The sequence below is a fragment of the Methanobacterium sp. genome (genome assembly GCA_012838205.1).
Classification (GTDB): Archaea; Methanobacteriota; Methanobacteria; order Methanobacteriales; family Methanobacteriaceae; genus Methanobacterium.
In genome coordinates, this window is the sequence record DUPR01000029.1 from 1 (window position 1) to 25,222 (window position 25,222).

Genomic DNA, 25,222 nt, shown 5'->3' on the forward strand with positions numbered 1-25,222 from the left:
ATGAGCATTTACAAACTATCATTCAAAAACTTAAAAAGAAGAAAGCTCCGAAGTGCACTGACAATGCTGGGCATAATAATTGGAGTAGCTACTCTTGTACTTCTCATAGGGGCTGGCACAGGGATGCAATCCTACATGAAGGAGCAGACGGAAACTATGATGGGGGATATTTCTATATACAACAGTTCTGGAGGAGCATTCATGGGTTCCAGCGGAGATTCGTATCTGAACAATAAAACAGTATCCCAAATCAAAAACATGTCACAACTTTACGATATTAAGGAAGAAACTCAATTTACCACCGAAATGAACAGAATTCCCCTATTTGTTTTTGGAATAAATAAATGGGATCAAGTCAAATTTAATGGTACCGCTGGCTTGGTTATTGACCAGTCATTGGTTGACAAGTTTGGTTACAAAATAGGTGACGAAATCACCATTAAAGGAAAAAAATTCACTGTCACTGGAATAACCCAACAGAGTGCAGGAATGGGGATGGGAATTGTATATTTAGATGTTGAAAAAGCCATACCTCTTAACGATTATAAGGTAACTAGCCTCACTGCCAGTGCCAAGGGAGACCCTGAATCTGCTAAAAAAGATGTGGAAAGTCAAGTTCCTGGAACAATGGCCATGACTCAATCTGACTTCACCAAACAGATCGATAACATGATGAATGGTATAATGCTCTTTATTGGGGCTATTGCCAGCATAGGGCTCTTGGTGGGCGTTATCAGTATTGTAAATATAATGTTAGTAAATGTAACCGAGAGAACCAGAGAAATTGGTGTTTTAAAAGCAATTGGCTTTACTAACCGTGAAATTCTGGGAAGCATTCTTATGGAAGCCGGCCTTTTAGGTTTTATCGGTGCATTGGTTGGTTTAGTTATGGCGGCAATCCTCTTACAGTTGGGCATCATTTTCTTCGGCCCACTGCTGGGAATGGAAGAGGTTAGCTTAATTCACATGCTTCCACCTTGGCTGGTTTTGGCGGTGGTGGGCGGAGCCACAGTTCTCAGTATTCTGGCCGGATTTTACCCTGCTTGGAGGGCTTCTAGGTTTAATGTTGTGGAGGCGTTACGTTATGACTGATATACTGGACATTAAAGGGGCATGGAAAACTTATAAGATGGGTGCTGAGGAAATAAATGCCCTTCAGGGAGTAAACCTTAAAATAGGTGAAGGTAGTTTCGTGGCAGTCATGGGGCCTTCTGGTTCAGGTAAGTCTACCCTCCTTCACCTAGCGGGCACACTTGACTTGCCAACCAAGGGGGATGTTTCCATAGGTGGGAAAAAAGTCAGCGAACTCTCCAGCAAAGAACAAGCTTATTTAAGGAGATCCCAGATAGGATTCGTATTCCAACGCTTTAATCTGCTTTCGCAGTTAACTGCCTTGGAAAATGTTATGCTGCCAATGATTAAACCGGATAAAGAAAGGGCTAAGGAAATATTAGATCGGATGGGTTTGGAGGGAAAATACCATCGTTTACCTTCACAATTATCCGGTGGGGAGCAACAAAGAGTGGCCATAGCCAGATCATTGGCTAACAACCCAATTTTGATCTTGGCTGACGAACCCACTGGTGAACTGGACACCAAAAACAGTAGGATGATCATGGAACTATTAACCGAACTTAACAAGGAAGGCATGACTATAATTATAGTAACCCACGACCCAATGGCGGCAGAATACGCCCAAATAACTGTTCAAATGCAGGATGGGGAGATACGGGAGTAAATTATCATATAATTGAATCCAAATAAATAAAAATAAATTTACAAGAATATGAACGTCCCAACGAACATCAAAAAAATAATTGCCTTGGCTAGGAAAGAATCCCGAGACATCCTTCAAAACAAGATATACCTCTTGGTTGTTTTTGTTCAGATTTTCATAATCTTGGGTGCTGTGGGTCTGGTGGTGGCAGCAGCAGTGGCCAGTGATCCTGCACTAATGGATGAGTCGGGAATAACTTCAGCCCTAACCATAGGTTTGCCTACAGATTTAAAGGGATCTTCTTTGGCAAAATACTTGGAAGATGAGAAAATAACCCTGAAATATTATAAAACCACTGAGGATGCCAAACCGTTCTTAGGGGCTGAATTAGTGGCAATAGTTGATCTTTCTGATTCGGGAAAAGTTGTGGTACAAGTGGATAATTCAAATGTTTTTTATCCAGTAACATCTAGCAAGATCAACAATGCAGTGAACAATTATAACACTGAAACAGCATTAAAAAAAGTAGGGTTAAACGAAAGCCAAGTAAAAGTCATTCAAAACCCAGTGAAATTCCAGATAATTAAAATCAACCAGGATAAAGAAGTTCCACTAATACTGGACAATGCATACTTTGTGGAATTAATTTATGGTTTTATAATACCATTCATTTTGCTATTACCCTTTTTCCTAGCCAGTAACATTGTCACTGACAGTGTTGTTGGCGAAAAAGAGAGAAAAACCTTCGAAGTCTTATTAATGACTCCATTATCCAGTTATATGGTTATAATTGGTAAAACATTTCCTATATTGTTATTTTCACTTATACAAAGCCTTACATGGATGGGATTTCTCAATCTTCTAAAGGTTCCCATTTACAATCCTGTACTTCTAGCTTTAGTTTTATTCTTCATGGGCTTGGGCTTTATAGGTATTGGGATCTTAATATCCATGTTGGTGGACAGCACCAAAGAGGCCAACTCTGCCATAACATTGGTACTTGTATTTGCAACCTTTATCTTGTTTGTACCACTTTTCGTTAAATCAGGCGTTTTCCAGGGAATTTTCAACTTTATTCCAACGGTTTTAATGGTGAAACTGGCATCAACTCCCACCATTAAACCAGAAATCATGCTTTACATCTTACCAACCCTCATAATCTCTTTTTTAATTTTTTTGGGAACAGTAAGATCGTTTAAACATGAAAGGGCTATAAGATTATAAAATTTTTATTTCATAGAAGGTATATTGCCAAACTCATTACAAATGCGGATACAAGAGGTATGGGCACGTTATCATCAACTGGAATGTAAGCTTCAGTCAAAGTTCCAGCCATTGCACCAACAAATGCGGGAATAACAGGTAATTGTGTGAGGGAAACTATGAATCCTACTATCAAGAAGGTTAAACTCCCTTCCAATGTTTTATGGGACTGAAAGGGAAGTTTAATTTTACCAAACCTTTTACCAATGAGAGTTGATGCTGAATCTCCTAATAGGAGTATTAGTATGGCAGCATTAGCAATGGCCATGTTGAACTGGAAAAAGTAGAGGGTGATGATGATGCCGATGAAAAAGTATACAAATCCTCTTTCGTCATGTTTGCGTTTTGTAACCCTTAGAATAGTTGAAAAAATGGGTATATTGTAGTAGTGGTCCAATCGGAAAACCATCTCCACAAAGGCTAAGATGGCTATGCAGAGGATAATCAGGAGATTTGGGGGTAAGAAATAACTTAATACAACGATGAAGACTCCTGATGCATGTATCAGTTGTCTCCAAAGTTCTTTTTGCATATGATCAGGCCATGAATTTTTCTATTACTCCCTGATAAGAATTAGCAAGCTCTGACACACTAATTTTAATATCATTTTCAGCGTAGGATATTTTGAGAGAATCACCGCCAACAAATCCTATAATTGCTGCTGGAACATTTTTTTCTTTCAAATTACCTAAAATTTCTTCTGATTTTTCTGGTGTCACTGTTATAAGGTAACGGGCATGGGTTTCAGAAAAGAGTATTTCAGACGCTGAAAGGCCTTCAGCTCCAGGAACATTCAATAGATCTACAGTGGCGCCAATATCTCCTTTAATTGCCATTTCTGCCAAACCAACACCTAATCCTCCTGCAGAAAGATCATGTACCGCGGTAACTGATTCATTTTCGTCACCCTGAATAATGTCAAGAACAGCTTGGGCAGATGCATACTCCTCTTCAATATTTACTTTGGGAGCATTTCCCTGTACCAATCCGTGAATGGCTTTATGGTATTCGGATCCATCCATTTCTCGATGAGTGTTTCCAATAAGGATGATCTTATCGTTATCATTCTTGAAATCCATAGTCCGGATATTGTCCAAGTCCATGATTCCCGCCACACCCACCGCTGGGGATGGGTTCACGGTTATTCCTTCGGTTTCATTGTAGAAACTCACGTTTCCACTGGTTACGGGTAATTGGAACTTTTTGGCAACATCTGCCATACCTTTAACGCATTCGGAAAATTGCCAGAATACTTCTGGTTTTTCAGGATTACCAAAATTAAGGCAGTCCACCATGCAGAGTGGTTCTGAGCCCATGGATACAACATTGCGTATTGCTTCAGCCACAGCTCCAGCTCCACCATGGTAGGGGTCCAGATAACAATGGATGCTGTTACAATCACTGGTTAGGGTGAAGGCTATATCATCATCTACTCGTAAGACTGCAGCATCATCTCCGGGTTTTATGACTGTTCGAATCTGCACTTCGTGGTCGTACTGCCTGTAAACCCATCTCTTACTGGCAATATTTGGGCTGGAAATTAATTTCAATAAGGATTTATCAACAGCTCCATCTTCTATTTCCACATATTTTTCTTTTTTAACAGGTTTTTTGGCGTCACGTTGTATTATGGGTGGATTTGCCAGTAATTCGGTGGGTAAATCTGCTAAAACTTCTCCTTCTTGGGTTACCACCATGCGTCCGGTGTTGGTTACTTGGCCAATCACTGAATAAGTTAACTCATGCTTGTCAAATATTTGCACCAAGCTATCTACATCTTGACGATGAACCACAAAAACCATCCTTTCCTGTGATTCAGATAACATAATTTCATAAGGGGTCATTCCCTTCTCCCTTAATGGTACATTGGTCAACTCCATTAGGGCACCATTCCCCCCTTTATCAGCCATTTCTGAAATACAACAAGTGAGCCCTCCTCCACCTAAATCCTTCAATCCTTGCACGTTAACCTTTTCCAAAGCCTCAAAAGTGGCTTCCATTACTTGTTTTTTAGTAAAGGGATCAGCCACTTGCACTGCAGGTCTGCTTTCCAGTTCTGATTCAGAGGTGAGTTCTTCAGAAGCAAAAGTAACACCATGTATTCCATCCCTTCCAGTGCGACCACCCATTAAAACGAAGACATCACCAACATTGGGGGCTATGCCTTGAACAATTTCATCTTTATGAACAATCCCTGCACAAACCACGTTTACCAGCGGGTTAAATTTAAAATTATCGTCAAATTCAACTTCTCCACCAACAGTTGGTATTCCAACCCTGTTTCCATAGTCTGAGATCCCTTTAACCACATATTCAAAAATGTAACGTGACCTTTGATCTTCCATGGGGCCGAAACGGAGGGAATCTAACAAAGCAACAGGCCTAGCTCCCATGGATATTATATCCCTAATAATACCTCCAATTCCTGTCCCAGCACCTCCATAGGGTTCTATTGCCGAGGGGTGGTTGTGACTTTCCATCCCCATCACCAAGGCCAGATCATCAGTTAGTTCCACGATACCTGCATCATCTCCAGGGCCTATTATGACTTTTTTGCCCTCAGTGGGGAATAATTTCAGGATAGGTCTGCTACTTTTGTAAGAACAATGTTCAGAGAACATTATGTCCAGCATACCATATTCCAGGGGATTAGGTTTCCTACCTAACTCTTCTTCGATGAATTCCATTTCTGTGTCAGATAAAGTCATTTTTTTCACCTTTTTTTGCAGGATTATTAATTAAATAATAATAGTCTTTCAATTTTCCTAATTACAAACCGATACATCATGACTTTAATATACCGATAGATAACTCATGTTTTTCAATATTCCATTTTTTACTGTAATCTCCATCCACTGAGTCAAACAATAAGTTATGGGCTCTAACCTCATGAGAGACAAAATTAAGGTGTGGTTCTACCATTTTTCTAAATTCTGGACTGCAGTCCACATAAACATCAATATTAGCCTCGACGTCCAAGTCCAAATCTTTTCGCATGTCCTGAATCCTTCTAATTAGTTCCCGGGACATGGCTTCAGAGAGTATATCTGGAGTAAGTTCGGTGTCAACAAACACACTTCCTCCACTAAACTCAGCACTCACCACATTATCTGGAAGTTCAGTTTCAAACAATACATCTCCCTCTTCCAAAACAATTGTAATATCATCAAGTTCCACCAAATATTCGCCATTTGACTCAAGTTCAGCAATTACATCTGCACCATTAGTGGATGACAAGTATGAAGCGACTTTTGGAACATCACTGCGTAATTTAGGCCCCAATGTCTTCATATTAGGGGCAGCAATGATTTTTAAGTCTTTGAATTCGGCTGATGAAGTGTATTTTTTGGCATTAGCTTGTTCTAACAAAATATCCTGAAGTTCTGATGTAGATTTCATTACTCGGGGGTCATCGGAAACAATAATAATTTCACGCACAGGCCATCGCAACTTGTAACGGGCTATATCCCTGGCATGAGCACATGCTTCTATAATATCCCGTAAAATAACCATATTATCTTCCAGATCCTGATCTATAGCTTCTTCATCAACTTCCCAGTCCAGCATATGCACACTTTCAGGGGCATCTTCTTCCACACCAAGAACCATGTTTTGATAGATTTCTTCAGTTATATATGGTGCTATGGGTGCTAAAATAGTAATCAATTTCTTAAGAACATGGTAAAGTGTGAAATATGCACCTAATTTATCCGGATCTTCTTTTTCCACCCATGTTCGCCCTCTAATTAGGCGCACATACCAACGACTCAGATCCTCAAGTATGAAGTGGTTGAGACTGCGGGTGGCTTTATGAAGATGCAGGGAATCAAGTGCATTAGTAACTTCAAGAGCTACTGAATTTATTCGTGACGTGATCCATCGGTCCTCATCACGGAATTTAAGATCATCAGGGTTGTAAAGGGTGGGGTTAAATTCATCGAGTGACATGTAGGTTGTGCTGAAGACATAAACATTCCAAAGAATGTTAAACATCTTATTCACCGTTCCAACTTCTTCCCAGTTAAATTTCAGGTCATCCCATGGTTTATTCCCCCACAGTAAGTAGAAACGTAGAATATCGGCTCCATATTTTTCAATAACTTCATCAGGCTCTACCACGTTGCCCAAAGATTTGCTCATCTTCTTACCCTCTTCATCTAGGGTGAAACCATGCATCAAAACTCTTTGATAAGGCACACTATCCAGGGCAATCACTCCACATCCCATCTGGGAGTAAAACCATCCCCTAGTCTGGTCATGTCCTTCAGTGATAAACTGGTAAGGATACCACTCCTCGAACATTTCCTTTTCCTGAGGATAATATAAAGCAGCCCATCCAGCCACTCCAGAATCGATCCACACATCTAAAACATCGGGTGTACGCTGCATTTTACCTCCGCATGAGCAACCCAACTTTATTTCATCAACATGGGGGCGATGAATGAAATCACCCTCTAACGTGCCTTCCACAATTTTTTCGCGTAGTTCTTGGATGGATCCAACTACTTCTATTTTTTCACAATCTTCACAAAGCCAGATAGGTATGGGTATTCCCCAGTAGCGTTGTCTAGAGATGGTCCAATCCCGCGCATTTTCGATCCAGTTCCTGAATCTGCTTTCACCAGCCCAAGACGGAATCCATTCAACATTGTCTAGTTCGCTTAGCATCTGGTTTTTTATGGAAGTGATCTTCAAAAACCACTGTTTAGTGGCCAAATATATTATAGGGGTTTTACACCTCCAACAGAACCCATATCGGTGATCAATAGTAGTTTTCTTATATAAAAGTTGATGGACTTCCAGATCAGCCATTATATTATCATCAGCGTCTTTAACGAACTTTCCCTCATATTTTCCTGCTTCACTTGTGAATATTCCTGCCTCGTCTACAGGACAGAAAATGGGCAGTCCATATTTTTTACCTATTTCAAAGTCATCAGGCCCGTGTCCGGGTGCAGTGTGAACACATCCTGTTCCTTCGGTAAGAGTAACGTGTTTACCGGATAAAATCCTATGTTCAAAATTCTTATGGAAGGGTATTTCTCCAGGAAGGGGGTGTTCGTATTCTATTCCTTCCAGGTCGCTGCCTTTAACCCTTTTTAAAATTTGGTATTCCTGATCAGGGAATGTGGATTCCACTAATGCTTCGGCCAGAAGATAGACTTCTTCACTTGCTTCAGATTTCACATATACATAATCAAAATCAGGATGCACACAAACCGCTAAATTGGCAGGCAGTGTCCAGGGGGTAGTGGTCCACACTAAGATGAATTCCTTTTTTTTACCTTTTAAAGGGAATTTAACATATATGGATGGGTCTTCCTTATTTTCATAGTCGATTTCAGCTAGTGCCAAGGCAGTTTCACATCGGGGGCACCATGTAATAACTCGCTGGTCGTTAACAAGGAGTTTCTTTTCATGAGCACGTTTAAGCGTCCACCAACAACTTTCCATGTACTTATTGTCGAGAGTTATATATGGATTATCCCAATCCATCCAAACACCCAACATTTCAAATTGTTTGGTCATGAGGGCTTGGTTTTCAAGAGCAAACTTTTTACATTTATTAACGAAATTTTCAATACCTACCTTGGTTTCGATTTCCTTTTTACTCTTTAAACCTAGAATTCCCTCTACTTTATGCTCAATAGGCAGTCCATGGGTGTCCCATCCGGCTTGTCTACGGACATTGAAACCTGACATTGATTTGAAACGCAGGAAACTGTCCTTGATGATTTTGTTCCATGCAGTTCCCAAATGGATCCGTCCGCTGCAATACGGTGGCCCATCTAAAAAAGAAAATTTAGGCTGGTCTTGCCTTAACTCTTTGGTATGCTGGTATATCTGGTTTTGATCCCAGAATTTCTGTATTTTTTCCTCAATGACCAGGGACTGGTATGATCGTGGGGCTTCCTTTATTGCCATCTCTATTCTCCTTGGATAGTATGATTATTAACTTGATGATCAACATATAACAAATTTAGTTTGCGGCCTTTTATATCCTTTTATATCATTGATCTGATGAGGTGAAGGGGGGTGATGGTGAAAAGATTTTTAAATTAACAGTATAAATTGCCAACAGAATAGCGAAATAATATTAAAAAAAATATTTAAAGAAAAATAAATGGTTTAAAAGGTTCTTAGTTTACCCTGAATCAACATTTCTGTTATTTTGTTGATATCAGCCAACCAAGAGTCCATTACTCCCTGAACTTCATTTTTTACTTTGTTCATCTCATAACCTTTTTCAAGAATCAGTTGAGCACTTGCCGCTCTGGGCTTGTCAATAGGGGAGCCTATCTGGCTTAAAATCATCATATGTACTTGGTTAACTCCTTCAACTTCTTTCACAATGTCATCAGCTATTTTATTTGATAAAAGGTTATATATTTTCCCAACATGGTTGATGGGGTTTTTTCCAGAGGTTGCTTCCATTGACATGGGCCTATTGGGAGTTATAAGTCCGTTTGCCCGGTTTCCCCGACCTACAGATCCGTCATCACCCATTTCTGCCGAAGTACCGGTTACAGTGAGGTAATAACCCTCCTCGGTTTTACTTCCAGTGTTGTCTCCAGTGTTAATGTAGGTGCTTACTTCGCGGTTGGTGTATTCCATGGCCAACTTAGTTATAATATCATTAAGCTCTTTTTTGATGTCCATATAAGTTTCTACACAATCAACGTGCTTCGATATCATGGCAACTGCAACAGTAAGGGTGATTTTATCATGGTCCCTAAGACCCATTACTTTAATATCCTCACCCACTTGTGGATATTTTTTCTTGAATTTTTTGGAGTTTAAAAGTTCTTCAATGGCCAGAACCATGCTTTCTGTCTCAGAAAATGGGGCAAAACCAACTCCAAAGGAAGTGTCATTAGAAGCAGGTATTCCTTCTCTTCCAAAAACATTAACCAAGTCTCCCGATCCATGGCCTATCTTACATTCTACCACAGTGCAAGTTTCCACATCCAGATTTATCAAAGAATCGTTAAGATATTTTTTTGCCGCACTTATAGCTATTCTGTCAATGCCTATTTTTTTACCTTCATATTCAGGAACACCGCGACCAGTGAGGAGGATATCCATGGGTGTTATTATTTCACCTCCTCCGAATACGGGAGATGATTCTCCAGCGGTTATTTGCACTTCATCAGTGTTGTGGTGGAGGACACCCCCAAAATAATCAATATAAGCGTTGCACAGCTCACGGCTAACTGATTCTGCTATTCCGTCACTGATACTGTCAGGATGTCCAATACCCTTCCTTTCCACAATTTCTATTTCTTGCTCTTCAATGGGCTTCTGAATAAGTTCTTCAACAATAATATTTCTCATACAAGATCCCTCTGCCTTATAAAAACCTATTATAATGAGTAGGTTAAAACATATCTTAATGAGTTATGTGTTTATAGTAAATAAAACTAAGGGCAGCAACTTGGGAAATGCTGATGTAGCTGACAGTTTTTTCTCTCGTTTCAAGGGATTAATGATGGTAAAAAGCCTTAAAAGGGGACTTATATTAAAATTACCTTCACAAAGGAGTAGGAGGGCTTCAGGTATACACATGTTCTTTATGCGCATTCCTTTGGATATTATTTTCACAGATTCTGAAAAAAAAGTGGTTGATAAGGTTACTCTTGACCCTTGGGCAACTTACACGCCAATTGCACCAGCTAAATATATTATAGAACTGGAAAAAGGAAAATTAGCAGAATCTAACACTGAAATAGGTGATGAACTTGATTTCTCTTGTGAATCATTATAATTGTGGAAAATTATTATTTTTATAATCATTGGCAAAAAAAATCATAAAGGAATAGTTTTATCCTATGGGAGAGCATAATTATGAGTTTACAAGTAAAAATCATTGATTATGGATTTTCAGACGGTTTAAAACGTTATTTTATCACTTATCATATTACTGGCCTTGGAAATGATGATTTTAGTAAACTTATTCATCGCTTGGAGGATCCAGTTATGGTGAAGGGAAATGAGATATTTTTGAATGTCTATTTTGATAAGGAGTACTACCCCTTTGGCACTTCAGATTCTCAAAACCGATTTGAAGATTACCAAGCACGGGAAGAGATAGAAATGACTGCATATCTATTGGAGTTGCTGGAATAAAGTTAAAATAATGATTTTTAATTCAAAAAACACGATTTTTTAATCTACAATTTATTTTAAATCACATTTTTGGGAAAAATATCAGCTGAAATATTTGTGTTTTTTTTATTCAATTTTTCTACATGACAAAGATTTTTTCTAGTTCTTCCAAGCCAATCGTATTGATAATTAATTTCTTTTCAAACGATTTTTAACTTCTTTAATGGCAATTTTGGCTACTTTCCTGACCACTGGATTTTCATCATTAGTTGCTTTCTCCAACGCTCCAATTGCACGCTCATCACCTACCATGGCAAGACTAATGGCAGAACCATACCTCACACTGCATTTTTCATCACTCATTAGTTTTACAAGCGGCATAACGCTCCGTTCATCCTCAAAAATTGCCAGAGAAAGTGCTGCAGCCTCCCTAACATGCCAATCTTCATCTTGAAGGGCTTCGATCAGCGGTTCAACAGCGTTAGGTTCTCCAACTTCTCCTAAAAGTTCAGCAGCATCCTCTCGAACACTCCAATCATCACTTTTTAGTCTTTCTAACAGGAAATCAATTCTTTTATGTTCATCAGCCAATTAGACCCCTCCCAATTTTTTATTTTTTCATCCAATTTAGATTCTTTTAAACAACATACTTTTTTTATGTTGTTTATCTTTTAATTATTTTCAAGAAAAAGATGGATAATCTCCATTGCAAAATTATTCATGGTTTGGTTAAGAGTGAAAAAATAAAAATAGAATTAAAAATTTTTCTTATATGTTTTTTAAAATTTTTGAAGGATGTTGAAACACTTCCACTCCTTCCAGTTCTTGCAATTTTGCGGTGTTTTCAATATCAATTTTCCGCATGTGGATGGTGACTATGCTACCTCCACTGACAGCTCCAAAGGGACAAGCTGCTTGACAAGCGGCGCACCCCTGACATTTAAGGAGATCAATCTCAACAGCAGGAGTTATAGCATCTGGTGGGCAAGCCACAGCTGCCTCACAAATGTCACAGTTCTGACATAGCTCTAATTCAAGTTTTGAAGGGAGAACTGTATCTAAATCTCCTGATTCAAGATCCACTGGTACTAAAAATGTTCTAACTTTCCCTTTCCCTGCTTGAGCAACAGCATTGGTAACTAAGTTATCAGCTATTCCATGTACTAGTTTGGCAATGGTGTTGGAAGTGGCGGGAGATACTATCAGTAAATCATATCTCCCTAGGGAGAAACGGCCAGACATGGGGTAACTCCACATTTGGTCCTTTTCTAGAACTAATTCCTGATAATATCCTCCAGTAAGACTTGTAACTCTGTCAAAAAGACCATACATCTTCAAAACTTCTTCTCCCGCACCAGAAAGCAGGACACTTATCTGATTTTCTTCTACTGAAGCTATTTTTTCCAGAGTTTCAACACTCTCTAGGAGCATATGTCCTGCTCCAGTGAATGCCCAAGCGATTTTCATAATAACCCATTCTTTTAGGTTTAGAAATATTTTTACATTAAGATTATGACGGTCAAATTCCTTCCATAATAGGTTTCCAATGATTAGAAATCAATGTAGTCATAAGCTTTGTCGTCACGAAAAGCATAGTGGACGGTATTAAAAGAACATATGAATTCAGATACTTCATTTTTCACTTGTTTACCATCTACTGTTACCTTTTTTATAAACTCAGCTACTTCTGCCATGTGTTGTTCTTTTAAACCTCTTCTGGTTAATTCTTGCGTTCCTACTCTGATGCCTGATGGATCATCTGAGCGATTAACATCATCCCACGGTAGAAGATTCTTGTTTAATATGATGTTGTTTGTTTCTAAATTTTTGGCCATCTCAGATGCTTTTCCAATGTTGGAAACATCCATAACCACTTGATGGGATTCAGTGAATCCAAGATCTTCACACAATACATTGAAACCAAGTTCATGTAGATTTTGTGCTAATTCTTGGGAATTGACAAGGATCTGTTTTGCGTAATCAGCACCAAATTCTAACATTTCTGCGGTGGCAATTCCCAGTGCAGCAAGGTGGTGTAGGTGATGGTTGCTAACCACGCCAGGGAAAACAGCATCATCAATATCATGTTTTAATTCATCTTTACAGAGAATTATCCCTCCTTGTGGTCCGGGGAATGTTTTATGGGTACTTCCCACCATTAAATCAGCCCCTTCTTTGAGGGGGTCTTGGAACTTACCTCCCGCAATTAGCCCTAAAACATGTGCTCCATCATACATCACTTTGGCTCCTACTTCAGCGGCAGCTTCACTAGCTTCTTCAACTGGATGTGGGAATAAAAATAAACTACCTCCTAAAAGAACGATTTTAGGTTTATTCTCAAGAATATTCTTTTTCATAGCATCCGCGTCTATATTCATTATGTCTGAATCAAAAGGATGTGCCGACACATTCAAGCCTCTGATTCCTGCAGCACTTACATGGGCGTGGCTTATATGCCCACCTACCGGAACATCTAGAGCCATCATGCCATCTCCGTACTGGCTTAATGCAAAAAATGATGCCATGTTGGCAACCACTCCTGAAATAGGTTGCACATTAGCGTGTTCTGCTTTATACATTTTTTTGGAAAGATTAATAGTGATGTTTTCGATTTCATCAATGTACTGGCATCCTTCATACAGTCGGTGATAGGCTAGCCCTTCCGCATAGCGATGGGATAAGTCAGTGGCTAAAGCTTCCCTGACACTGACACTGGTTAAATTTTCACTAGCTATAAGGTTTATACTGTTTCGCATCCATTCATGATGATTTTTAGTGAGGTTCTTAATTTTTTGAGCGTATTTTAGATTATTTGGCATTATTTTCCTCCCAGCAAAGCAGCACTTCATTAATAATAATGCGGGTTGGTATAGGGAAATATTAAATTGAATATATAAATACTTTCCAATCCGTCGATCTAATATTTAAAAAAAGAATTATAATGAAATTCTAAATTTCGGACTCTTTTTGTCTAAATGCAGTTTTTGTTTTCATTTCTTCCAGATTAAGGGTGATTCTTTCCAGATCAGTTGCAGGTATGCTGATCATAATCTCGTCATCTTTAAGATTCATATTGTTCCTTGAACCAATATCACCAAAACCATAGGTGACTTTGCCAGTTAGGTAGGGCATAGCTGCCATTGAACTACAGATAGGCCCGGAGTCAGCTCCTAATCCATGTGATCCGGAGTCATATGCATTGGCATGTAACAGTTCCATTCCTTGTCTGGAATTACCAACAATGAAAATCACGTCAGGTTCAAAATCAGCACTGGAAAGTGGTGCAAATATTAATGCAGTAAAAATATCTGGTTCAACAGCCAAATTACTTTTCCAAGATCTTTGTACTGCTGGTATGCTTTTATAAACGCCTCTTGGAACTAGGAATGAGCCACTTCGCATGTTTTTAGGAAATTTATGGGGATCTTTTAATCCAGTATATCTAAGGCCTCCCATACACTCTTCTTCCTCTGCGGTAGCATAGAAAATCTCTCCATTCATTGCTTTATCCAATTTTGTGCAGAATCTAGACTTTTCACTCGCTTTAGGGATATTTCGCGGCTCTCTGGACACCCATTTAATGGCTACTGGTTCTCTTTTTAGCTTCAAAACAGTTTTTAGTTTTTCTCCCAGTTTTTGATAATCCATTGATCATCACTTTTCCTTTGAGTTTAAAAATAATAATTCCCTTTATAATTCTATTTAATAATTTCAAAATATATTTTGTCGTGTGCTAAATTTTCAAATTCATTAAAAAACAAAAAAAAATGCAAATTGAATTGCTAATAAAAGAAAAAGGTGGTAAGGGGATGAACCCTTATTTACCTGGATTTAAGGCTGCTTCGATCTGAGCGAAGATCTGGCCAGTTCGGAAGTGTTGTTGATCCATAGCGCCAGATGGGCAGGCAGCTACGCAAGTTCCACATCCTTTACATAGTGCAACATTAATGAAGGCTTTTTCGTCCTTCCTTTCAACGGCACCGAATGGACATAACTCTAAACACACTTCACATCCACCACATACATCACTGTCAACACAAGCAATGATGGGTTCGATTTCCACTTCGCCTTTAACCATTGGTATTGCAGCACGGGCAGCAGCACCAGAAGCTTGAGCTACAGCGTCAGGAATATCTTTAGGTCCCTGAGAAACTCCTGCAAGATAAATACCATCAGTTAACGTATCAACAGGCCTTAATTTTGGGTGGGCTTCCATCAGGAATCCATCAGCCGATTTGGATAAGCCCATAGTTTGTCTGAGCTCCTCAGATCCTTCTGGAGGTTCTAGACCAACTGATAGAACTACCATGTCGTAGTCATATTCAGTGATTTTTCCAAGTAAGCTGTCTTCTGAACGGATGGATAGGGTTTCGTCTGGGTTAACCAGTATGTTAGCTGGTCTTCCGCGGATGAATTTAATTCCATATTTTTCCTGACTTCGTCGATAGAATTCTTCGAATCCTTTACCAAATGCTCTTATGTCCATGTAGTATATGGCTACATCGGTGTCAGGCATTTTGTCTTTTATGAGTTGTGCGTTTTTCATGGCGTACATACAGCATACACGGGAACAGTATGGTTTGTTGATCTGTTCGTCACGGCTACCCACGCACTGGATGAATGCCACACTTTTTGGTTTTTCACCATCAGATGGTTTTAATACTTTACCCATGGTTGGCCCAGATGCGTTGATTAATCTTTCCAGTTCTATACCGGTGATGACGTTTTGAGCGTCTGCATAGGACCATTCTTTTTTCTCAGTAGGGTCATATGGGTCGTAACCAGTGGCAACGATTATGGTACCTACATCGATTTCAATGGTTTCAGCTTCCTGATCATGGTCAATTGCTCCGTTACCACAAGCTTGGTCACAAAGTTTACAGTCAATACAGTAATCTTTGTCAATAGTAGCTACCAGGGGAACTGCTTGTGGGAATGGGATGTAAATTGCTTTGACCATACCCATACCTTCATCAAAGTAATTGGGCATTTCTATTGGACAAACTTCTGAACAACTTCCACAACCGGTACAGACATCTTCAAGCACGTAACGTGGTTTTTTCTCAATAACAACTTGGAAGTTACCTATGTAACCATTAACTTCCTTTACTTCTGCAAAGGAGATGAGCTCAATATTATCGTGTTTTGCAGTATCCACAGTCTTAGGAGCTAGAATACACATGGAACAGTCAAGTGTAGGGAAAGTTTTGTCCAGCTGCGCCATCCTTCCACCAATGGTGGGTTGTTTTTCAACTAAGTATGTTTTGAATCCCATATCAGCTAAATCAAGTGCGGATTGAATACCTGCTACTCCTCCACCTATAACTAAGGCTTTATCATCCACAGATACTTTTTCAGCTTCCAATGGTTCGAGTAATCGGGCTTTGGCAACAGCCATTCGGACTAAGTCTTTGGCTTTTTCAGTTGCTGCTTCTGGTTCGGCCATATGAACCCAAGAATCGTGTTCTCGGATGTTTGCAAATTCAAAGAGGAATTGGTTTAGCCCAGCTTCTCGAATACACCTTCGGAAGGTTGGTTCGTGAAGTCTGGGTGAACATGCTGCCACCACTACTCGGTTAACTTTACCTTCTTTAACATCTTTTTGGATCATGTCTTGCCCAGGGTCGGAACAGAAGTATTTGTACTCTTCTGATACTTCTACGTTGGGCAGGGTTGCTGCGTAGTCTTTTACTTCATCAATATCAACGACACCACCTATGTTAATACCACAGTGACATACGTAGACCCCGATTTTTGGTTCTTCAGTTTCTTCTTGCTTATTTTCATCTGCCATTAGATCACCAATTTTTCTACATTGTGATAGTTATCTAATCTTATGATGTAGGGTGTCATCAATTCTATAAATAAAGTTTTCTATTAAATATTTTAAACAAGCTTTATATAGGATGAGTAAATTTCTTAAGGAAAATTTGATCAGAGATTAATTTATTCGTTAACAATTTTTTAAAATGATTAAATAAGGTATTTTAGAAATTCACTTATTATCTCTTATTTAAAATGAAAAATGCATATGTCATGAAAATATTAGTTTGCATATCTCTTTTAATAAGTTCCAAATGCATTGTATCATTAGTTAGTTTTATAATGAACAAAATCATTAAATATAATACTGATAATTATGAAATTCGGTTCAGGTTACAGTACAACTTTGGATTCAGCTCAAGCCACTATAGAAGCTGTTGAAAAAGCTACGAAAGATTCAGGAGAACCTTCATTGACTTTTTTATTCACTACTGAGTTCTATGATCATAATGTAGTTTTTCAAACTGTTAAAAAATTAGTAGGTGATTCTAAAATTCTTGGTTTCTGTTCAGGAGGAATTATAACTCTTGAAGGGCTTATTACTCATGGAATTGCAGCATTCACTTTAAGCGGAGAAAAAATTAGAGTTAAAACATCTCTTCAAAAAATTGGGGACAATGCTCGTCTTGCTGGGGAAAATGCAGGAAAAGAATTGCTTTCTGCAGGAATTGATGGCGGAATTGTTTTTGTTTTTCCAGATGGTGCTGCAGCGAATATTCCTGATTTAGTGCAAGGACTTTACAATTATATGGGGCCTGATTTTAAATATGTGGGCGGGGGTTCTGCATTTGATACATATCAATTTACTGAGGAAGGAGTGGAGAAAGGAGGGCTGGCAACTGCTTTAGTCGAAGGAATTGATATCAAAACCGGAATCGGGCATGGCTGGCAACCCAAAATTGATCCCATGATTATTACTCGTTCTATTGGGAAAAAAATTCTTGAAATTAATGGAATTCCTGCATTTGATGCATACTGTGAGCAAATCGATGAGATGTCCGCAGATAAATTTGAATTTATCCGTATGAAATATCCTTTCGGATTTCCAGACATATCAGGAAATTACTTGATCAGAGAACCATTTTCCTTGAATCCAGATAAAAGCATGGATTTAGTAACTGAAATTCCACAAAATGCTGTAGGAAATGTTATGGAGTGCGAAATCAACGATTTGATTGAAAATACTGGAAAAATAGCGGCAAAAATTGCAAAAACTTCAAAAACTGATTTTGTAATTATTTTTGACTGTATTGGTCGTTATCTTTTAATGGGGGATGAGTTCCATAAGGAATTGAAAAGAATCATAGAATCTACTGGACAAGATGTTCCATTATTAGGGGCCCTAACATTTGGCGAGGTTGGCAGTTACATTGATGTTCCACTTTTACATAACAAGACAACCGTGATTTTGGGGTGTAAATTTGCTTCTAAAAAGTGATAAACTGGTTGTTGCAGAATTATCCGCTCTTTATGAAATTTCTTCTATCCAATTCCTTCAATCAGAGCAAGATATTTTAAATGAAGCTACGCAAAAGGCTATACGCCTTTTTGGGGTTCGATTTTTTTTAGTACATGCCAATGGCGATGTAGTGACTTCCTGGGGGTTCAGAGATTCTAAAAAAATTTCTAAAAAAATTCAAGAGGCAAAATCCAATCAATTTAAATATTCTTTTCAGAATCTGGGAGATTTGCAGCTATTCATGGAACAAAGTAAAGATATGAATTACCGAGAACGAAGACTGTACACAATGTTTGCCAAAAGCTTGGAAAATGCTTTGTTCAATGCTATGAACATTAAAAAGCGTGAAGAAGCTGAAAAAGCATTAATTGAGTCTGAATCTAGGTATAGATCTATTTTTGAACACACTGGAACAGCTACCATGATCATAGAAGAGGATAAAACAATTTCCTTGGCAAACAGTGGATTTGAAAACTTATCAGGCTATTCCAAAGAGGAAATAGAGAATAAGATGAAATGGACTGAGTTTGTGGAAGGCACTGACTTAGAGAAGATGGAGAGATATCATTCTCTACGTCGCAAAGATACAGAACAAGCTCCATTAAATTATGAATTTTGTCTAATAGATAGAAATAAAAATAAAAAAAATGTTTTTGTAACTGTTACTAGGATAATTGGCACTAATAAATCATTGGCCTCTATTATTGATATTACTGCAAGGAAAGATGCTGAAAATAAACTCAAAAAATCTTTAAACGAAAAAGAAATGCTCTTGAAAGAGATTCATCATCGAGTTAAGAACAATCTGATGGTTATTTCTAGTTTATTAAATCTACAATCCAGACATATTAAAGATAAAGCTGCCTTGGATGTTTTTCGTGAGAGTCAGAACCGTGCCGATTCCATGGCCCTAATTCATGAAAGACTTTACGGTTCTACCGATCTTAAACGGATAGATTTTGGGGATTACATCTCCACTTTGTCAACGCAACTTTTTCATACTTATGTAACTGATCCTCGTCGTATCAAATTAAAACTCAATGTCGAAAATCTAATGGTGGACATAAACACCACAGTGCCCCTAGGATTAATTTTAAATGAACTTGTAACTAATTCCATTAAATATGCATTCCCCGAAGGCAAGTCTGGAGAAATAAAAATAGAATTTAATAAAAAGGATGATGAATTCATACTAATTGTGAGTGATAATGGTGTTGGATTCCCGAAGAACATCGATTTCCGAGAAACAGATTCATTAGGTTTGCAGTTAGTGAACAATTTAACAAGTCAAATTAATGGCAAAGTAGAGCTGAATGTAAAAAATGGAACTGAATTCACTATCAAATTCAGGGAATATTCAGGGAATTAGAGTTATAATACTATTAAAAATGGAAAAAAATTAATCATGAGGGTTTCGAAAAGTGTTAATCAATAATACCCTCAGTTGCTATTTTGAACACAGCTTCTCCCTCTGGAAGATGTGGGCTGTCTACTAGTCGGGCTATACGTTTACCTGCAAGTCCTTTTTTCAGCCATATTCTATATGTAGCTGCGTGCCCCAGTACGTGACCTCCAATAGCTTTGGTCGGACTTCCGAAGAATGCGTCTGGGCGTGCTTGCACTTGATTTGTCACAAAAACTGCCACATTATATGTATTTGCAATGTTCTGTAAAGTGTGAAGATGCTGGTTTAATTTCTGTTGTCGGGTAGCCAAGGATTCTCTTCCAACATATTCTGCTCTGAAGTGTGATGTTAAGGAATCTACAATTACTAAACGAATGTTAACATCTTTTTGTATGAGTTCGTTAACTTTGTCTGCCATTAATATCTGATGGGCTGAGTTAAATGCTCTAGCAATATGAATTTTGCTTAAAACTTCATCCACATCAAGATCAAACCCTTCAGCAATTTGTTTCACTCTTTCAGGTCTGAAAGTGTTTTCAGTATCTATGAACACGCATTGTCCGTCGAGTCCTCCTTTTTCAGGAGGCAATTGTACTGTTACTGCTATTTCATGGGATATTTGGCTTTTTCCAGATCCAAACTCTCCAAATACTTCAGTAATTGCCTGAGTTTCTATTCCTCCACCAATTAACTCATCTAAACCATCACTCCCTGTTTTTATACGCCCTACATCTTTTCTGCGTTCCATTACATCAAGGGCTGTTTCAAAATCAATTTGTTCTGCCTTCCGAGCAGCTTCTATTACTTTTTCAGCTACTCCCTCACCAATTTCTACTTTAACACTAAGTTCCTTGGCAGTAGATGTGGCTAACCTCATCATATCTGCAAAACCAGCATCTCTTAACTTTTGAGCTGTTTTTTCACCTACATTTGGCAAATCTTCGAGTTCCACCATAATTAATCTCCATTTTTTACTTTTTTTCTCATTAACAATCTTATCAGGTATTTATAATTTTGTTGTCATTTTTTAGCTTCATTGAATCGATTGATTAAAGTTGGATGTTTATCAGTTTTTTAGCGTTTAAACGTACTTCCTCATTATACTCATCAAAATTAGCGTCAGCAATCGCTGTGATTTGTCTACCTACTAGATCACCCACTTTTTCTTCTAGAGATCCTTCATCGCCTGTCGTGGCTATGATTTCTTCAGCTTCTAGTGTGGTCATTCCCAATATTTCCTCTGCTGATTTACGGAAGAAAGTCATACTAATTGTTCCAGTATCATCTTCCAACACGAGCCCGATGATCATCAACATATTAGGTTTTTCAATTTTTTCCCCACAAATGTCACACATGTACGCATCTTCTACCCAATTAACTCTTTTATTACAATTAGGGCACATTTCAAAGAGAATTTTATTTCCACGAATATCAACAACCTCACCATTCACCTTTATATTCTGATCATTTCTATCGATTTGGTCAATTTTCTTTGTAGGGTATAATTTTTCTTGAATCTCTTCCAAGGTGGGAATGGGGTCATCTTCTTTTGCTTTGGTTATAAGTGTAGTTCTACCCACACTTATTTCAATTCTATCATTTCTTAAATTAACACGAGGATTTTCTATTTTAACAGCTTCTCCTTCTTTTAAAGGACTATTTGCTTGATCATCCCAGAGAGAAACTCTTACCATTCCGGAATCATCAGCTATTTCCATTGATCGTACAATACCTGCACTACCATCACTTTTGGTGAATTGTGTAGGTTCAGCCAAACTCAAGACACGGCCAATAATAATAACATCTCGATCTCCTTCAACTAAGTCTTTAATCTTTTTTTCCTGATAGATCATTGATTCAACATCTTTTAGCGAAGGTAACTTTTCACTTTCCTCTTTTGAAGGCTTCATAATTCTTGAAGTTCTGCCTACGCTAAGATCTACTTGATAATCTCCTAGACGTGTGCGAGCATTTTCAATTTTAATGGTGTCACCTTCTTTCAACGGGTATTCTGCTTTGTTATCCCACATTGAAACACGTACCATCCCAGTTTCATCTGCTATTTCGGCAGTTCTTACCATTCCAACAGTACCATCATCTCTTTGGAATTCGTTGGGTTCATAAAGATTAACAACCCGCCCAACAATATCGACTTCTTCTCCTTCATCTTCAATATTGTTCAAATCACTGATTTTAATTGGTTTTATGTATTTTCCCACTTCACTCAAGATGTCTTTAAGCTTATTGTCTAAAGTAGGGTTAATGATGATTTTACTATTCCAATTGGTGTTTACTCTATAATTAGTGCCTGAATAATCGTCGAATTCAATGTTACCACCGATTATTTTCATAATGTCCCCTTTTTTAATTTCTGTTTCGGTGTCTTCATTCCAAAGGGTTACTCGTATTGCTCCAGTATCATCTTCTAATTCTAGAGATTTTACATTCCCAGTGCTTCCATCATCTCTTTCAAAAGTTATGGTATCATAAACTTTACTTACCAGTCCCAGCAGTGTAACATTTCTCATTTCATGAGCATCTCCAAGCTTAAGAATGTTTTCTTGATATTCTGGGACATCAAAGTCTCCTTTTTCTATTCGCCCTATCCAAGAGTGACTTAAAGATACTTCACCGTTACGAACTCTGCTTTGCGCACCCATTATTTTGATGGCGTTTCCTTCTTTGAGATCAAGATCATCTATTAGAGCAGTGTCTTTGTTCCACAAGGTAAATTGCATGGTGCCACTTTCATCTTGCAGTTCCAGAGATGCCACTTTCCCATCTCTTCCATTCCGATCAAATGATCGTATCCGGGGGATTCTGATAATGCGAGCAACTACATTAACTTCCATATCGCCTTTAATATCTTTTAAGGGTGTTATTTTATCATCATAGGCTGGAAAATCAGAAAAATCTTGTGGGTCTTGTTTTTCCAATGATGAACGTATATTCATATGGGCCTCGTCTTCTCTGAAGCCTTGTTTGACTTCAACATCATTGATTTTTATTATGTCTCCTTCCTCAAATTTATCTAGGAGTTTAATGTTTTCCGTCCAAAAAACAACCCGTATTTGGCCAGTATCATCGGCAAGGATTAGGTTTGCTAATTTACCTTCTCTTCCTTTTTTACTGGTAAATTTTTTTACATTAGATAGGTTCATTACTCTTCCTATCAGATTCAAATGTTGTTTTCCTGTTTCTAAATCTTTAATTTTCCAAAATTCCTTGGTTTCTTCAAGAGTTTCAATTTTTTCTGTAATATAATCTCCGACCACCATGTGGGCGATGCTAATATCATCGATAAAGCTTACATCTGCGTTTTCTTTTTTATATTCTTCCATTTTATCCAAAAATTCTTCAAATGAGATTTTATCCTTTATTTTCTCATATTCGTCCTTTATTTCTTGACTTATTTCCCTCATTTAATTCCCTCACGAAACATCTCTCTTCAATCTGCTATTTAATTAAGTATATCATATTCAATATACCAATAGTATTACATTATATATAAATTTTATTACATTATGTTGTAGGTATCATCCATGATGTGCTTACATTATTATTGGTAATATAATGGTTTTTTTCTGAGCTTGTGAGAAGTAATCATTGAATTTACTTATTGTTGGACAAACCTTTAATAATAGTTAGTTTGATAAAACTATATATCTGTTGGAGTGGTAACTTATGAATCAGGAACTTGAACTGGTAGAATCCATGGATAAACTTAGCGAATTAATGAGGAAATTCCAAACACAACTTAGAACTGGAGATTTAAAAGAATACACTCTAAGACAATTATATTACATTGAGTTAATCGATAAAAATGAGGGAATCAGTGTTTCTGAATTATCCAAAACCTTGGATGTCAAAAAATCAACAGTGTCCGTGGCCATAAACCAATTAATTGACATGGGGATTGTACGTAAAATACAATCGAGTGAAGACAAACGGTTTTACTTCCTACAACTGACTAAAAAAGGCAATTACATAATGGATATGCATAAACAGATACATAAAGACACAATTAAGAAGATTTTAAAGATATTAACCCGGGAAGAAGTACAAGATTTCGTAAATATTGTAAAAAAGATCACATTATCCAAATTATACTAATATTCACTACTAAATGGATTCTAACAACAATTTCGATAATAATAGATACATTTCACTCAAAATGGAGGATAAAAAAATGTCAATGACTATGGCGGAAAAAATACTCGCACGAGCAGCAGGATTAAAAGAAACAGAAGCTGGAAATATTGTAATGGCTAAAATTGATGTTGCAATGACTCATGATTTAACTGGACCATTATCTGTTGAATCTTTCCAAAAAATTGGGGTGGACCAAGTATGGGATCCAGAAAAAATCGTGGTTCTTTTTGATCATCAAGTGCCAGCGGACTCTCTAGAAGCAGCCAAAAACCATATATTCATGCGGGATTTTGTGAAAAATCAGAAAATAACCAACTTTTACGATGTTCGAGAGGGAGTGTGCCACCAAGTCCTTCCTGAAAAGGGACATGTAGTTCCTGGAGAAGTAGTCGTAGGTTCGGACTCTCATACTTGCACTCATGGGGCATTAGGAGCATTTGCCACAGGAATCGGATCAACAGACATGGCAATGGTATTTGCCACAGGAAAACTCTGGTTTAAAGTCCCTGAAACTATAAAATTTGAAATTGAAGGAAAACTCGGCAAACACGTATACTCAAAAGATGTGGTATTGAATATCATCGGACAAATAGGGGCAGACGGTGCAAATTATCAGGCATGCGAATTTGGAGGTGAAACCACTAGTAACATGTCCGTTTCAGATCGGATGGCTCTGTGCAACATGGCTATAGAGATGGGAGGAAAAACAGGCCTTGTAGAAGTTGATGAAAAGACTATTAGCTACCTCAAAGGACGTGTTAACAAGCCTTATGATTCATTTACAACTGATGAAGATGCCAAGTCACTTACCACAATGAACGTAGATATAAACGATCTGGAACCTCAAATTGCTTGTCCACACAATGTAGACAATGTCAAACCGGTGGGTGAAGTGGAAGGAACCCCAATTAATCAAATATTTCTAGGGTCCTGTACTAATGGTCGCTTTGATGATCTCAAAGTGGCAGCAAAAATCCTTAAAGGAAAACAAATCTCTGATAATGTACGCATGCTAGTCATACCTGCCTCCAGAGAAATATACAGCCAAGCACTTGAAAAAGGCCTTATGAACATATTTGTGGATGCTGGAGCTCTGGTATGTAATCCATGTTGTGGGCCTTGCTTAGGAGGTCATGTAGGATTCCTTGGTCCAGGTGAAGTTAGCCTATCAACATCTAACCGAAATTTCAAAGGAAGGCAAGGAAGTTCCGAAGCCGAAGTTTATCTTAGTTCTGCCGCTGTAGCAGCTGCATCCGCCATAAAGGGAGTTATAACTGATCCCAGATAATAATTGTTA

General features: G+C 38.0%; 20 protein-coding genes. 9 read left to right on the top strand and 11 right to left on the bottom strand.

The genetic code is table 11. The features are described 5' to 3' along the window. The first annotated feature begins 63 nt into the window (after nucleotides 1-63). The 3 genes from GXZ72_04450 to GXZ72_04460 are packed head-to-tail and all read left to right on the top strand — an operon-like array spanning nucleotide 64 to nucleotide 2,941. Nucleotides 64-1,092 carry an ABC transporter permease gene (locus GXZ72_04450; protein ID HHT18788.1) on the top strand — a complete coding sequence of 343 codons (1,029 nt, stop codon included), beginning with the start codon at nucleotides 64-66 and terminating at the stop codon, nucleotides 1,090-1,092. After that, nucleotides 1,085-1,738: an ABC transporter ATP-binding protein gene (locus tag GXZ72_04455; GenBank protein ID HHT18789.1), complete on the top strand. Its 654-nt coding sequence runs from the start codon at nucleotides 1,085-1,087 to the stop codon at nucleotides 1,736-1,738. Before GXZ72_04450 ends, GXZ72_04455 begins: the two co-directional genes overlap by 8 nt. Before the next feature lie 48 nt (nucleotides 1,739-1,786). Next, nucleotides 1,787-2,941, top strand: a complete 1,155-nt coding sequence (locus GXZ72_04460) for an ABC transporter permease (GenBank protein ID HHT18790.1) — start codon at nucleotides 1,787-1,789, stop codon at nucleotides 2,939-2,941. A 10-nt stretch (nucleotides 2,942-2,951) separates the two neighbouring features. On the opposite strand, the gene GXZ72_04465 is transcribed toward GXZ72_04460, so the two are convergent. The 4 genes from GXZ72_04465 to GXZ72_04480 form a co-directional block, all read right to left on the bottom strand. Further along, a complete protein-coding gene (locus GXZ72_04465; protein ID HHT18791.1) occupies nucleotides 2,952-3,512 on the bottom strand; it encodes a phosphatidate cytidylyltransferase in 561 nt (186 codons plus the stop codon). Nucleotides 3,513-3,516: 4 nt separating this feature from the next. Continuing rightward, a complete protein-coding gene (gene purL / locus GXZ72_04470) occupies nucleotides 3,517-5,688 on the bottom strand; it encodes a phosphoribosylformylglycinamidine synthase subunit PurL (GenBank protein HHT18792.1) in 2,172 nt (723 codons plus the stop codon). Between the two features lie 76 nt (nucleotides 5,689-5,764). Then, the gene (locus tag GXZ72_04475) at nucleotides 5,765-8,905 is read right to left on the bottom strand and encodes an isoleucine--tRNA ligase (GenBank protein HHT18793.1); all 3,141 of its coding nucleotides are present in this window, start codon (nucleotides 8,903-8,905) and stop codon (nucleotides 5,765-5,767) included. A gap of 204 nt (nucleotides 8,906-9,109) precedes the next feature. Continuing rightward, entirely contained in the window at nucleotides 9,110-10,315 is a 1,206-nt protein-coding gene (locus GXZ72_04480) for a methionine adenosyltransferase (protein ID HHT18794.1), read from the bottom strand. Between the two features lie 58 nt (nucleotides 10,316-10,373). Here GXZ72_04480 and GXZ72_04485 point away from each other — a divergent pair, with 58 nt between their 5' ends. After that, entirely contained in the window at nucleotides 10,374-10,745 is a 372-nt protein-coding gene (locus GXZ72_04485) for a DUF192 domain-containing protein (protein ID HHT18795.1), read from the top strand. An 80-nt stretch (nucleotides 10,746-10,825) separates the two neighbouring features. Continuing rightward, nucleotides 10,826-11,107, top strand: a complete 282-nt coding sequence (locus GXZ72_04490; GenBank protein HHT18796.1) for a hypothetical protein — start codon at nucleotides 10,826-10,828, stop codon at nucleotides 11,105-11,107. A 168-nt stretch (nucleotides 11,108-11,275) separates the two neighbouring features. Here the strand turns inward: GXZ72_04490 and GXZ72_04495 are convergent, their stop codons facing one another. From GXZ72_04495 to GXZ72_04515, 5 genes are all read right to left on the bottom strand, one after another. Further along, complete coding sequence (locus tag GXZ72_04495; protein ID HHT18797.1) at nucleotides 11,276-11,677, bottom strand: HEAT repeat domain-containing protein; 402 nt, start codon at nucleotides 11,675-11,677, stop codon at nucleotides 11,276-11,278. Between the two features lie 177 nt (nucleotides 11,678-11,854). Beyond that, entirely contained in the window at nucleotides 11,855-12,553 is a 699-nt protein-coding gene (locus tag GXZ72_04500; GenBank protein ID HHT18798.1) for a dihydromethanopterin reductase (acceptor), read from the bottom strand. 83 nt (nucleotides 12,554-12,636) lie between these two features. Further along, nucleotides 12,637-13,905 carry a serine hydroxymethyltransferase gene (locus tag GXZ72_04505; GenBank protein ID HHT18799.1) on the bottom strand — a complete coding sequence of 423 codons (1,269 nt, stop codon included), beginning with the start codon at nucleotides 13,903-13,905 and terminating at the stop codon, nucleotides 12,637-12,639. Between the two features lie 130 nt (nucleotides 13,906-14,035). Further along, nucleotides 14,036-14,734, bottom strand: coding sequence for a DUF169 domain-containing protein (locus GXZ72_04510; GenBank protein HHT18800.1), 699 nt, complete (start codon nucleotides 14,732-14,734; stop codon nucleotides 14,036-14,038). 169 nt (nucleotides 14,735-14,903) lie between these two features. Further along, entirely contained in the window at nucleotides 14,904-16,880 is a 1,977-nt protein-coding gene (locus GXZ72_04515; GenBank protein ID HHT18801.1) for a CoB--CoM heterodisulfide reductase iron-sulfur subunit A family protein, read from the bottom strand. Between the two features lie 345 nt (nucleotides 16,881-17,225). Here GXZ72_04515 and GXZ72_04520 point away from each other — a divergent pair, with 345 nt between their 5' ends. Continuing rightward, nucleotides 17,226-18,347 carry a hypothetical protein gene (locus GXZ72_04520; GenBank protein HHT18802.1) on the top strand — a complete coding sequence of 374 codons (1,122 nt, stop codon included), beginning with the start codon at nucleotides 17,226-17,228 and terminating at the stop codon, nucleotides 18,345-18,347. Beyond that, nucleotides 18,331-19,737: a PAS domain S-box protein gene (locus GXZ72_04525; protein ID HHT18803.1), complete on the top strand. Its 1,407-nt coding sequence runs from the start codon at nucleotides 18,331-18,333 to the stop codon at nucleotides 19,735-19,737. The genes GXZ72_04520 and GXZ72_04525 overlap by 17 nt, the downstream gene beginning before the upstream one ends. A 55-nt stretch (nucleotides 19,738-19,792) precedes the next feature. Here the strand turns inward: GXZ72_04525 and radA are convergent, their stop codons facing one another. Together radA and GXZ72_04535 are read right to left on the bottom strand one after the other, a co-directional pair. Then, on the bottom strand, nucleotides 19,793-20,728 hold the full coding sequence (gene radA / locus GXZ72_04530; GenBank protein HHT18804.1) for a DNA repair and recombination protein RadA: 936 nt from the start codon (nucleotides 20,726-20,728) through the stop codon (nucleotides 19,793-19,795). A 94-nt stretch (nucleotides 20,729-20,822) separates the two neighbouring features. After that, a complete protein-coding gene (locus GXZ72_04535; protein ID HHT18805.1) occupies nucleotides 20,823-23,195 on the bottom strand; it encodes a replication protein A in 2,373 nt (790 codons plus the stop codon). A gap of 262 nt (nucleotides 23,196-23,457) precedes the next feature. Here GXZ72_04535 and GXZ72_04540 point away from each other — a divergent pair, with 262 nt between their 5' ends. Both GXZ72_04540 and GXZ72_04545 read left to right on the top strand, forming a co-directional pair. Beyond that, nucleotides 23,458-23,886 (top strand): MarR family transcriptional regulator, encoded by a 429-nt coding sequence (locus tag GXZ72_04540; GenBank protein HHT18806.1) that lies wholly within the window; start codon nucleotides 23,458-23,460, stop codon nucleotides 23,884-23,886. Nucleotides 23,887-23,962: 76 nt separating this feature from the next. Next, nucleotides 23,963-25,213, top strand: a complete 1,251-nt coding sequence (locus GXZ72_04545; GenBank protein HHT18807.1) for a 3-isopropylmalate dehydratase large subunit — start codon at nucleotides 23,963-23,965, stop codon at nucleotides 25,211-25,213. Nucleotides 25,214-25,222 lie beyond the last annotated feature (9 nt).

What these genes read in the sequence shown, in the direction of transcription:
- GXZ72_04450 (HHT18788.1), top strand. Translation starts at nt 64, where the DNA reads ATGCTGGGCATAATAATTGGAGTAGCTACTCTTGTACTTCTCATAGGG.
- GXZ72_04455 (HHT18789.1), top strand. Translation starts at nt 1,085, where the DNA reads ATGACTGATATACTGGACATTAAAGGGGCATGGAAAACTTATAAGATG.
- GXZ72_04460 (HHT18790.1), top strand. Translation starts at nt 1,787, where the DNA reads ATGAACGTCCCAACGAACATCAAAAAAATAATTGCCTTGGCTAGGAAA.
- GXZ72_04465 (HHT18791.1), bottom strand. Translation starts at nt 3,512, where the DNA reads ATGCAAAAAGAACTTTGGAGACAACTGATACATGCATCAGGAGTCTTC.
- purL (HHT18792.1), bottom strand. Translation starts at nt 5,688, where the DNA reads ATGACTTTATCTGACACAGAAATGGAATTCATCGAAGAAGAGTTAGGT.
- GXZ72_04475 (HHT18793.1), bottom strand. Translation starts at nt 8,905, where the DNA reads ATGGCAATAAAGGAAGCCCCACGATCATACCAGTCCCTGGTCATTGAG.
- GXZ72_04480 (HHT18794.1), bottom strand. Translation starts at nt 10,315, where the DNA reads ATGAGAAATATTATTGTTGAAGAACTTATTCAGAAGCCCATTGAAGAG.
- GXZ72_04485 (HHT18795.1), top strand. Translation starts at nt 10,374, where the DNA reads ATGAGTTATGTGTTTATAGTAAATAAAACTAAGGGCAGCAACTTGGGA.
- GXZ72_04490 (HHT18796.1), top strand. Translation starts at nt 10,826, where the DNA reads ATGAGTTTACAAGTAAAAATCATTGATTATGGATTTTCAGACGGTTTA.
- GXZ72_04500 (HHT18798.1), bottom strand. Translation starts at nt 12,553, where the DNA reads ATGAAAATCGCTTGGGCATTCACTGGAGCAGGACATATGCTCCTAGAG.
- GXZ72_04505 (HHT18799.1), bottom strand. Translation starts at nt 13,905, where the DNA reads ATGCCAAATAATCTAAAATACGCTCAAAAAATTAAGAACCTCACTAAA.
- GXZ72_04510 (HHT18800.1), bottom strand. Translation starts at nt 14,734, where the DNA reads ATGGATTATCAAAAACTGGGAGAAAAACTAAAAACTGTTTTGAAGCTA.
- GXZ72_04515 (HHT18801.1), bottom strand. Translation starts at nt 16,880, where the DNA reads ATGGCAGATGAAAATAAGCAAGAAGAAACTGAAGAACCAAAAATCGGG.
- GXZ72_04520 (HHT18802.1), top strand. Translation starts at nt 17,226, where the DNA reads ATGAAATTCGGTTCAGGTTACAGTACAACTTTGGATTCAGCTCAAGCC.
- radA (HHT18804.1), bottom strand. Translation starts at nt 20,728, where the DNA reads ATGGTGGAACTCGAAGATTTGCCAAATGTAGGTGAAAAAACAGCTCAA.
- GXZ72_04535 (HHT18805.1), bottom strand. Translation starts at nt 23,195, where the DNA reads ATGAGGGAAATAAGTCAAGAAATAAAGGACGAATATGAGAAAATAAAG.
- GXZ72_04540 (HHT18806.1), top strand. Translation starts at nt 23,458, where the DNA reads ATGAATCAGGAACTTGAACTGGTAGAATCCATGGATAAACTTAGCGAA.
- GXZ72_04545 (HHT18807.1), top strand. Translation starts at nt 23,963, where the DNA reads ATGTCAATGACTATGGCGGAAAAAATACTCGCACGAGCAGCAGGATTA.